The organism is Clostridium sp., assembly GCF_036643715.1.
Classification (GTDB): Bacteria; Bacillota; Clostridia; order Clostridiales; family Clostridiaceae; genus Clostridium.
Genome location: NZ_JAVXRL010000001.1, coordinates 40,196 through 50,071, shown reverse-complemented (window position 1 = coordinate 50,071; position 9,876 = coordinate 40,196). Strand labels below are relative to the sequence as shown.

The following is a 9,876-nucleotide window of genomic DNA, read 5'->3' as shown; positions in this document are numbered from 1 at the left end:
TTATATGTAAAGGAGTGATTAGATTGTCAGAGGAAAAAATAGTTTCATTTAGAGAAGCAGATGGAAGTAAACTTGATTATTTAATATTAGATCAAGTATTAATATGTGGCTCAGAATATGTTGCAATGGCACCAGTTAAGGAAAAAGAACATGTGGAACTCTTTAAAATTAAATTTGATAAGGAATGGAATGAGTCTTTAGAAGAAGTTAGTTCAGAAAAAGAAATAAGTATGTTTAAACAAGTTTCAAAAATTAAGATGTAATAACTTTAGCTAATAATAAACTAAATAACTAGTTTATTATTAGCATTTTTTATAAAAATGGTAATAATGTCAGTTATATGGAAAAAAATTCAATGATAGTGTAAAATATAAGTAACAATATTATTGGAGGTACTATATGATTAAAAAAATGTTATCTATTATAATTGGAAGTTTTCTGTTACTAACATTATCATCATGTACAATTAAACATAAGGTAAATAAACATACGGAAAGAATTGAGCCTGTAAATGAATCTATAAATTTAGGGGAAATTGATGATATTAAGCTACTTATAGGTGGGGCTAATTTAGAAGTTAACTCTACAAAAGGAGAAAATATAAATATTTTAGTTGATGGCGAATATAACAATAGGGAGATTAAAGTTAAGAAAGATAAAAGAAGTGTAGTAGTAAAAGAAAATAGAGGTAGAAAATTAGGGCTATTGAAGAAAGAAACTATTGAAGATAAAAAAGTATTTATAGAAATTCCAGAAAAATATAAAGGTGATTTAGAAATTGAGGTTGGATCGGGAAATACTAATATTAATAATATAAATATTGATAAATTAAAAGTTGATTCTGGAGCTGGAATTTTAAATATAAATGATATTGATTTTAAAAGTATTGATTTAACTCAAGGTGCTGGGAAAGTAGAAGTAGATTTAAATAAAATGACTGGTGATATTAGTGTAGGTGGCGGTCTTGGAGAATTTAAGTTATATGCTAAAAAGGTTTTGGGTAACTTAAATTTTAGAGGTGGAGTTGGTAACGTAGATATTGATATTCCAGATAATTCACCAGTCAAGATAAATACTGCATCTGGAATAGGAAAAAAAGAAGTAAAAGTTAGTACTTCAGGTGAAGATTTATATAATTTTGATTTAGAAATTGGAATGGGAAACTTTTCAATAAAATAATAAAAGGAGTTATTACATCTATTAGTAATAACTCCTTTATTTATTAATCTAATCTAGTTAATTTTATTTTTTCTCTTCTTCCAATAGTAATAGGTACTTTTTCTATTTCAACTATACTAGTATCTATTCCAAACCATTTAGATGGAGAAACTGTTATTTTCTTCAAGAATAATTTGAAACTTATTATAAAGTTATCCCAAGATGAAAGATGACTTTCATTAGATAAAGTTTCTTCTAATAGAACAAACTTGAAATCTCCAACACTAGTAGCTACTTTATTATTAATTGCATAAGCTTTAGGTGTGAACTGTAATTCACCACTAGCAATAAGTTCTTGAATTACTTTTCTAAGAAAAACATTTATCTTTTGGTCAACTCTAAATCCTAAGTAAAATTTAATACTAAATATTTGGTTTGGAATTATAGTATTTACTTTATAATTTTTTGTATAAGGTTCATCTGTAACTTTTATATTTACAAACCAATAGTATTTTGATCTTTTAGGTAATTTATTAAAGATAGAATATACAATTTTGTCTTCAATATACTCACGTTTGTTTGCTTGTGTTAAATAAACAATATGAGTTGAGTAAAGAGGAAGTTCTGTATCTTCCTTGATACTTTTAAATTTACTTATATATTTTGATAATTTACTGTATTCATTATATCGTTGTTTTATTCTAGTACCATGTATCCATACATACATTATGAATATTATAATAGCTCCAATTATCAATGTTATATATCCACCATTTAAGAACTTGAATAAGTTTGCATATAAAAAACTTAGTTCAATACATCCAAAGACTAATAAAACAGCAAGTGATGTAATAGGACGCTTTTTAATATATTTCATGTACTGTGATAATAATATAGTTGTCATTAGCATTGTAATAGTTATGGCAAGACCATAAGCTGCTTCCATGTGTTCTGACTTTCTAAAGTATAGAACTAGTAAAATACAACCTATACTTAAAATATAATTTATTGATGGTATATAAATCTGTCCTTTTTCTTCATTAGGATATCTAACTTGAACTCTTGGGAAAAGATTTAATTTAATAGCTTCAGATATCAAAGTAAATGATCCTGAAATAAGTGCCTGACTTGCAATGATTGCAGCTAGTGTAGCAATTATTATTCCTGGAATAAGGAACCATTTAGGCATTATTAAAAAGAATGGGTTCTCTGTTACTAGTGAACCATCTCTTAAAATAAGCCATGCACCTTGACCTAAGTAATTTAAAATTAAACATGTTTTCACAAAAATCCAAGTGTAATAAATATTTTTTCTTCCACAGTGACCAAGATCAGAGTAGAGAGCTTCTGCACCAGTTGTACATAAAAATACTGCACCAAGTATATAAGAACTTTCAGGACTTATATGAAGTAAGTGCAATGCGTAATATGGATTTAATGCTTTTATAATTTCAGGGTACTGTATAATTTGGGACAATCCAAGTATTGCTAGCATTGAAAACCAAATAAACATCATTGGACCAAAAAATTTACCTATAATTGCAGTTCCAAACCTTTGGAAAGAAAATAACAATATTATTATACATATTACAAATAGTATTATAGTATTTGTTGATAATGGATGTATAATATTTAATCCTTCGATAGAAGATGTAACTGTAACTGGAGGAGTGATCATACCATCTGCAAGTAGTGCAGCACCACCAATGACAGCAGGAACTATAAGCCATTTAGCTCTTTTTCTAACTAATGTGTATAAAGAAAATATTCCACCTTCTCCATTATTATCAGCTCTAAGAGTTAAAAGTACGTATTTGATAGTAGTTTGTAAAGTTAATGTCCAAAAGACAAGAGATACCCCTCCAAGAACCAAGTCTCTTGATGAATAGCCTCCATTTGTTAAAAGTATTGCCTTCATAACATAAAGTGGAGATGTACCTATGTCACCATATACAATTCCTAAGGCAACTAATAAAGTAGCAACGCTAATTTTTTTCTTATTACTCATAATTAATATTCCTTTCTAAGACGATTTCTAATATTTTGCAATGAATATAACTATATTTGGTTATTCCGTTCTAAAATTTTTACAATTATGAAAAAAGTAGAAATTTAGAATAGAATTTCGCTGAATTAGTTAATTATATTAAAAAAGTAGAACTGTATCAACTGTAATTCTACTCTTTTAACTTTATTTAACATTAGGAATATTAAATAATGCTCTAATATTTTTTTATTCTGATCTTAAAGCATCAATAGGTAAAAGTTTTGAAGCCTTATTTGCGGGCATAAGGCCGAAAATAACGCCAATAAGCATAGAAAATAAAAGTCCGAATATTACTACATTCCAAGATATGCCTGAGGTAACTGCAAGGATGTTGTTAAATATTTGTGAACCAATTATTCCAAGAAAAGCTCCAATTATTCCACCAATTAAACTTATGACAATAGATTCAATTAAAAATTGCAACATTATATCTTGTCTTTTAGCACCAAGAGCTTTTCGAATTCCAATTTCTCTTGTTCGTTCCGTTACAGATACGAGCATTATATTCATAATTCCTATGCCACCAACTAATAGAGAAATACCTGCAATTACGCCAACGGTAGTTGTCATAGTATTTTGCATGCTAGAAATAGTATCTAATATTTGTTGTTGGTTTATAATTTTGTAATCTTTAGCCTTTTCATCAAAAGTCTTATTTAATTTTTTCTTTACATCAGTTATTGTAGTATCTATAAAATTTGTATCATTTACTTTAAGATAAATATTTGATACATACATGTTTTTTATTAGTCGCTGGACAGAAGTTATAGGAGCATATACTTTATTGTTGGTTGAACTAATAGCAGAATTATCTTTAGATAGTAATCCAACAACTTTGTAATTGACGCCATTTAACTTTACATATTTATGAAGAGGATTTTCAAATCCAAAAATATCTTTTGCTATTTGATTACCTAATATAACGATTTTATCACTATATTTAACATCTATAGGTAGTATAAACCTACCTGAGTATAGTTTTTTGTTTTGCAACTCGCAAAAGTTACTATCAGTACCAACTACTGAAGTTTTTTCACTTTTATCTCTATAATTAAGGTCAACTGTACCAGATACATCCGCAGAAATCTTATGAATATTATTTATATCTTTAAAAATAGTTGTTTTATTATAAGTAAGATTTTTAGTTGGATCTTTTGAAATAATCATTACGTTAACTAAGTTTGAACCAAGGTCGGTCATTTGAGAATTTACACTTTCGCTCATTGAGTTAGCTACCGAAACTAATAATGTAACTGACAGTACTCCAATTATTATTCCAAGCATTGTTAAAACAGAACGCATTTTATTAGATAGAAGCTGTTTAAAGGCAAGTTTGAAACATTGAATTAATCCCATTTAATCATCAACTCCTTCAAATAACATTCCATCTTTTATTCGTATTTGCCTTTTAGCTTGAGACGCAACTGAAAGATCGTGAGTTATCATAACGATAGTTCTTCCTTCCTTATTAAGCTCTTTTATAAGAGTCATAATTTCTTCGCTAGTTTTAGTATCTAAAGCACCTGTTGGTTCATCGCAAAGTAGTATATCAGGGTCAGTTACGATAGCACGAGCTATAGCAACTCTTTGCTGTTGTCCTCCTGACAACTGGGTAGGCAAGTGATTACTTCTATCTAATAGACTAACTTTTTTTAAAGCGTCTAGTGCACGCTTTTTTCTTTCAGAAGATGACATCCCTCTATATATCAAAGGTAATTCTACATTTTCTAAAGCAGATAATTTTGATAATAGATTGAATTGCTGAAATATAAAGCCAATTTTTTTATTTCTAATTTCTGAAAGGTCATTATCATTTAGCATGCAAACATTAGAACCATCTAAAAGATAAGTCCCACTATCAACTTTATCGAGACATCCTATAAAATTCATAAAAGTTGACTTGCCAGAGCCAGATGGTCCGATTATTGCTACGAACTGACCATTTGGAACTTTTAAGGTTATATTATTTAAAACTTGTAATTTTTCATTTCCCATTGTGTAACTTTTACAAGCATTTTCAACATCGATAACATATTTAGTCATTTTAATTTCCTCCTAAATTATATTTTTACTTTCCCATCATTGGAGAAAATCCTTTAGTTTCTTTATTAAGTAAAGTTGGAAGTCTTACTGAATCACCTTCATTAATACCTTCTAGAATTTCAATGTAATCATCATTATGTATTCCTGTTTTAACAAATTGCTCTTTTCCGGTTGAAGGAATAATAATGTAGTTATCGCCATTATCATTTTGGGTTATTGCATCAATTGGAATATATAATATATTATCCTTTTTATTTGTAGTTATAGTAGAAGTACCAGTCATTCCAGATTTCAATCCTTTTATCTCTTCATCAAAGGTAACTATAACTGAATATGTTGTTACTCCATTTACAGTTGAACCAAAGTTTGGTATAGATTTTATTTTCCCTTTGAATGTTTTATCAGGGAAAGCATTAATGTCAATATTTACACGTTGATTATTTTTTAAATTGACTATATCCATTTCATCTACTGTAAGAGTAAATTGTAAATGGTCATAATTTGGATTATTAATATTTTGTGGTACTACTAAGCCAAAGGATGAAACAGAAACTTTAAGTTCACCCCGAGATACTTTAGCAGTTTCATATATATTTGAATTATTATTTTTAATATCATTAGACTGAACTTTAGAATATGTTAAATATCCTCCAATTAATAGGACAATTAGTAATAATATAAGTAATATTCGTTTTGTTGATTTATTCATTTTATACCCTCCTAAAATCACTTTAAAAATATAATTAATAAATTATATAAGAATTTATATTAGTTGTAATTAATAATTTATTATTTGCATAACAATAAATTATTAAACAAATATTTTTGAAAATAACTAAATTTTTAAAATATTGAAAATTTAGTGAATTTTCTAAAAATTTACTGTATAATATAATTAAATGTTTACATTATGAATATAATTTTTTTATCAGGGGAAAATAAATTTCAGTATCTAATAGAAGGAGGGAATAATATGAATTATAACTCAATACCAAATGTGGACAGTTATGTAGCAAAATATATGGATGAAAACGGGTGTAGCTTTGAGGAAGCCTGTACTGAATTAGGAATAGATAAAGAGAGGGTATTCAACCAAAAATATAGTAACGAATTCGAATAAAATTATATGAACAACTAATAAAGCTTACATCACTTATAATAAAAGTGATGTAAGCTTTATTTAGCGTCAAATTTAAATTAAGCTATAAACCCCTAGTATTATCTAGTAAGGCTAGCGTAAAAAAAGGTATAGTTTAAATTAAAATATAATAAATATAATTTATACTATATTTGTAATTATATAGGTTGAATTTAATTAATACAAATTATTTAGCCACTTTTTTTGAAAAAAACTATACTAACGGATATAATATAACATGAGAGTTTATTTATATGAACAGGAAAGAGGAGAAAAAATGAAAATAAATAGAAATGATGATTGTTGGTGTGGTAGTGGTAAGAAATATAAAAAATGCCATGCTGAATTTGATGAAAAATATGAATTTTTAAAAAGACAAGGTTTAATGATGCCTCCAAGATCACTTGTAAAGAATGCAGCTCAAATTGAAGGTATAAAAAACAGTGCTAAAGTAAATAATGGCGTACTTGATTTAGTTAATGAAAAAATCAAAGAAGGTATGAGTACTGAAGATATTAATACTTTAGTTTATGATTATACAGTAGAACACGGAGCGATTCCTGCACCTTTAAACTATGAAGGATTCCCTAAGAGTGTATGTACTTCAATAAATGAAGAAGTATGTCATGGAATACCAGACAAGGATATAATACTAGCTAATGGAGATATTATAAACGTAGATGTTTCAACAATAAAAGATGGATATTTTTCAGATGCATCTAGAATGTTTGAAATAGGTGAAGTGTCTAGCGAAGCTCATAACTTAGTAAAAGTTTCAAAGGAATGTCTAGATAAAGGATTAGAAGCAGTAAAACCTTGGGGATTCTTAGGAGATATTGGAGCTGCAGTTCAAGAACATGCAGAAAGAAATGGTTACTCAGTTGTTAGAGATTTTGGTGGTCATGGAGTTGGAATAAGTTTCCATGAAGATCCTTTTGTTGCACATGTTGGAACTAGAGGAGAAGGAATGGTTTTAGTTCCAGGTATGATTTTTACAATTGAACCTATGATTAACCAAGGAGATTTTGGTGTATTTGTAGATGAGGATAATGATTGGACTGCGATAACAGAAGATGGATCACTTTCAGCACAATGGGAGTATACAGTATTAGTAACTGATACTGGAGTAGAAATTTTAGCAAAATAATTAATTTGATGGAACTATATTAAAGTTAGAGTTGAATTCTTACTTTAATATAGTTCTTTTTTCATTTACATAAATTAGCACAATGTGGTAAAATATTACTTACTAAATGAGGGGGCTAAGCAAAATGGAGAAACTGGATAATTTTTATAGGTATATAAAATACATAATGATATTTTTAGTAATAATTATGGGAATTACAATGAAGTTTATTAAACCACACCATGCATCATTACTGTACAACTTATTTATACCAGTATGTATTGTATTTATAATAATGGCACTAATAGTTTTATATTATAAATTTAAGAGCAGTGATAACGATGGAAAGGGTTATATTATCGTAAGTGTATTAAGAACGTTTATTATAATGGCAGTTATTTTTACATTTCTAGATTACAAAATTGGTAGTGGAAGTTTGGATTTAGCTAAAAATATGTTTATTGCATCATTTGTAGCAGTAACTCAATAATTTAAAGAGCTATATATGAAACTAAAATTTCATATATAGCTCTTTTTTTTGTTCCTAGGTAAGACCTTTTATGTCAAAAATGAATAAAATGTAAAAATAATGGATTTAACGTCAAATATATTAAACAAGCACAATAATTGGATGAAAATATTGTATAATTATGTTGAAATTTAAGAATGCAGGGTGATTTAGTGAAAAGAAAAAAGAGGCTAGGTGATCTTTTAGTTGAACTTGGTTATATTACACAAAAACAAGTAGATGAAGCAATAAAGATACAAAAAACTACTTCAAAAAGACTTGGAAGAATATTTGTAGAGCAGGGACTTATAACAGAAGAAAGTTTAATAAATCTTTTAGAACTTCAACTTGGAATACCAAGAATAGATTTAGAATTAATAGATGTTGATATGAAAGCTGTAACAACAATCTCTGAAGGACTTGCTAAAAAATATAATTTAATTCCAGTAATGTTTAGGGATAATAATATTGTTGTTGCTATGTCTGATCCTCTTAATGTATTTGCAGAAGAAGATGTAGCACTGTCATCAGGATATAAAGTTTTAATTGGAATATCATCAGAAGATGAAATAAAGGATGCTATAGCAAAATACTATTCTAAAGATTTTATGGAGAAGGCAGCAGCCAAACTTAATGAAGAAGAAAAAATAAATTATGATGATAAAGAAAATGAAGATAACATAAATGAAGAAAATACATCTCCAGCTGTAAAGTTAATAGATAGAATAATTGAAAATGCTGTTAGAAATAAAGTGAGTGATATTCATATAGAACCTCAAAAAAATAATATTGTAATTAGATATAGAATTGACGGTAAGCTTCGAAAACAGTTCGAAGCTCCGAAAGAACCATTGAATTCTATGGTTACAAGAATAAAATTATTAAGTGGTATGGATATTTCTGAGAGAAGGATACCACAGGATGGTAAAATATTATCCGAAATTGATGGAAGAGAAATAGACTTAAGAGTATCTATACTACCTTCAATAAATGGGGAGAATCTTGTAATTAGAATATTAGATAAATCAGCATTTGAGATTTCAAAAGAGAATCTAGGTTTTAGAAAAAGTGATATAAAGCTACTAGATAAAATGACTAGTAAGGCATATGGAATGCTATTAGTTACAGGGCCAACAGGTAGTGGTAAAACATCAACTTTATATTCAATATTGAAAGATTTAAAAACAGATGAAAATAATGTTATTACTTTAGAAGACCCTGTTGAATATAGTATGGAAGGCATAGTACAGGTGAATGTAAATGTTAAGGCAGGTCTTAATTTTTCAAAAGGATTAAGAGCTATTTTAAGGCAAGACCCAGATGTAATAATGATAGGAGAAATAAGGGATGAAGAAACTGCAACAATGGCAATAAGGTCATCAATTACAGGGCATAAAGTGTTAAGTACGCTTCATACAAATGATGCACCATCAGCCGTTGCAAGACTTCTTGATATGGGTGTACCACCTTATTTAATATGTTCATCAATAACTGGAATTGTTGCTCAAAGACTTGTAAGGAAGCTATGTGATAATTGTAAGGAAGAGTATTATGCAAATAGTTATGAGAAAGAAATATTAAAAATACCAAATGATGAAGAAGTTAAATTATGTAAGGCAGTTGGATGCGTTAAGTGTGCAAGTACTGGTTACAAAGGTAGAACAGGAATATTTGAAATAATGGAAGTGAATGAAAATATAAGAGATTTAATTTCAAAGAAGGAAGATATTCTAGAAATAAGAAATGAAGCAATTAAAAATGGAATGAAAACATTGTTTGAAGCAGGTAGAGATGTAGTTTTAAATGGTGAGACTACAATAAATGAACTTATGAGAACAACATTAATAAATGAATAA

10 protein-coding genes are annotated in these 9,876 nt (G+C 28.0%); 6 read left to right on the top strand and 4 right to left on the bottom strand.

Going from position 1 to position 9,876, the window contains the following annotated elements; translation table 11 throughout:
- Both RSF37_RS00225 and RSF37_RS00220 read left to right on the top strand, forming a co-directional pair.
- The coding region (locus RSF37_RS00225) for a DUF1292 domain-containing protein (protein ID WP_332562355.1) at window positions 1-263 on the top strand (263 nt) is incomplete at its 5' end.
- Window positions 264-399: 136 nt separating this feature from the next.
- On the top strand, window positions 400-1,179 hold the full coding sequence (locus tag RSF37_RS00220) for a DUF4097 family beta strand repeat-containing protein (RefSeq protein WP_332562354.1): 780 nt from the start codon (window positions 400-402) through the stop codon (window positions 1,177-1,179).
- Between the two features lie 43 nt (window positions 1,180-1,222).
- Here RSF37_RS00220 and RSF37_RS00215 read toward each other — a convergent pair whose 3' ends face one another.
- The 4 genes from RSF37_RS00215 to RSF37_RS00200 all read right to left on the bottom strand — a co-directional run bounded on the left by RSF37_RS00215 (window position 1,223) and on the right by RSF37_RS00200 (window position 5,957).
- On the bottom strand, window positions 1,223-3,166 hold the full coding sequence (locus RSF37_RS00215) for a KUP/HAK/KT family potassium transporter (protein WP_332562353.1): 1,944 nt from the start codon (window positions 3,164-3,166) through the stop codon (window positions 1,223-1,225).
- A gap of 225 nt (window positions 3,167-3,391) precedes the next feature.
- Window positions 3,392-4,561 carry an ABC transporter permease gene (locus RSF37_RS00210; RefSeq protein ID WP_332562352.1) on the bottom strand — a complete coding sequence of 390 codons (1,170 nt, stop codon included), beginning with the start codon at window positions 4,559-4,561 and terminating at the stop codon, window positions 3,392-3,394.
- Entirely contained in the window at window positions 4,562-5,248 is a 687-nt protein-coding gene (locus RSF37_RS00205) for an ABC transporter ATP-binding protein (RefSeq protein WP_332562351.1), read from the bottom strand.
- Between the two features lie 25 nt (window positions 5,249-5,273).
- Window positions 5,274-5,957, bottom strand: coding sequence for an efflux RND transporter periplasmic adaptor subunit (locus RSF37_RS00200; RefSeq protein ID WP_332562350.1), 684 nt, complete (start codon window positions 5,955-5,957; stop codon window positions 5,274-5,276).
- Window positions 5,958-6,221: 264 nt separating this feature from the next.
- Between RSF37_RS00200 and RSF37_RS00195 the strand changes: the two genes are divergently transcribed.
- From RSF37_RS00195 to RSF37_RS00180, 4 genes are all read left to right on the top strand, one after another.
- Window positions 6,222-6,368, top strand: coding sequence for a hypothetical protein (locus tag RSF37_RS00195; protein WP_332562349.1), 147 nt, complete (start codon window positions 6,222-6,224; stop codon window positions 6,366-6,368).
- A gap of 295 nt (window positions 6,369-6,663) precedes the next feature.
- On the top strand, window positions 6,664-7,533 hold the full coding sequence (locus RSF37_RS00190) for a methionyl aminopeptidase (protein WP_332562348.1): 870 nt from the start codon (window positions 6,664-6,666) through the stop codon (window positions 7,531-7,533).
- Window positions 7,534-7,657: 124 nt separating this feature from the next.
- Complete coding sequence (locus tag RSF37_RS00185; protein ID WP_332562347.1) at window positions 7,658-8,002, top strand: hypothetical protein; 345 nt, start codon at window positions 7,658-7,660, stop codon at window positions 8,000-8,002.
- Between the two features lie 191 nt (window positions 8,003-8,193).
- Entirely contained in the window at window positions 8,194-9,876 is a 1,683-nt protein-coding gene (locus RSF37_RS00180; RefSeq protein WP_332562346.1) for a GspE/PulE family protein, read from the top strand.